The 1,168-nt window shown below is 63.3% G+C and carries 1 protein-coding gene; it reads left to right on the top strand.

Annotated elements, in window-relative coordinates; all coding sequences use genetic code 11:
• Window positions 1-90: 90 nt before the first annotated feature.
• Window positions 91-1,161: an ISAs1 family transposase gene (locus NKH30_RS33040; RefSeq protein WP_502911552.1), complete on the top strand. Its 1,071-nt coding sequence runs from the start codon at window positions 91-93 to the stop codon at window positions 1,159-1,161.
• Window positions 1,162-1,168 lie beyond the last annotated feature (7 nt).

The raw sequence follows: 1,168 nt of genomic DNA on the forward strand, positions 1-1,168 counted from the left end.
GGCAGGGGAATCGCATATGGCGATTTTGGGGTTGAGTTTAGGCTGAGAAAGGATTCTTTGGAGAGGCAGTTGAGCGAAGGAGCGACTGCCATTTCCTGCCTTGAGAGCTACTTTGGCGCGGTGCCTGATCCACGCGCGCCCAACGCCACGCACCGGCTTGGCGACCTGATCGTGATGATGATCGCAGCAAGCCTGTGCGGCGCCAGCAATGCGACGGAATTTGCCCTGTTCGCGCAGGAGCGCAAGCAGGCGCTGTCGCGGCTGATCGACTATGACGCAGCTCCCAGCCACGACACCTTCTCGCGGCTGCTGCGTCTGCTCGACCCGGAGGCCTTTGGTCGCGCCTTTGCTGCCTTTGCCGCAGCTTTCGCCCGAGCCAGCCGGGAGACGCCCGAGGTGGTGTCGCTTGACGGCAAGGCTTTGCGGCGAGCCTACGAGAAGGGCTTGGCAGCCAGTCCGCCGTTGACGGTGTCGGCCTTCGCCGCCGAGACCCGGCTGTGCCTGGCGGCAGTCTCGCCGAGCGATGGTGAGAACGAAGTCGAGGCCGCGCTCAAAGTCATCGAACTCATTGATCTTACGGGCAGATTGGTCACCGCCGACGCGCTCCACTGCCACACCCGCATGGCTGCGGCCATTACCCAAAGAGGTGGCGATTACCTGCTTGCGCTGAAGGGCAACCGTCGTCATTGGCTGCGCCGTGCCAACCTGCAACTGGCCGACGCCACCCCTTCCATTGCCGAGCGGACCGAGACCAGCCACGGCCGCAACGAGTGGCGGCAGGCCGAGATCGTGGCGGCGGCCGAGCCGCTGATGCCCGGCCACCGGGCCTTCATCCGCATCACCAGCCGACGCGATCAGGCCAAGCCGTTGATGCGCCTGTTCATGGCCTCCACGCTCATGTCGCCGCAGCGGGCGCTCGACCTCACTAGAGCTCATTGGCAGATCGAGAACGGCCTGCATTGGATGCTCGATGTCCATCTCGATGAGGATCTCAGCCGTGCCCGCAAGGACAATGCCCCCGCCAACACGGCCCTTCTCAATCGCCTCGCCAGAAACATCCTTCAGGCCGCCGATGCTGCCAAAGTTCCCATCAGCCATCGCATCAAGAAATGCGCCTGGAACGACGACTATCTCATCAATGCCATCACTCATATGCGATAGCCCTGCC

This window comes from Mesorhizobium sp. M1273, from assembly GCF_040318195.1.
Classification (GTDB): Bacteria; Pseudomonadota; Alphaproteobacteria; order Rhizobiales; family Rhizobiaceae; genus Mesorhizobium.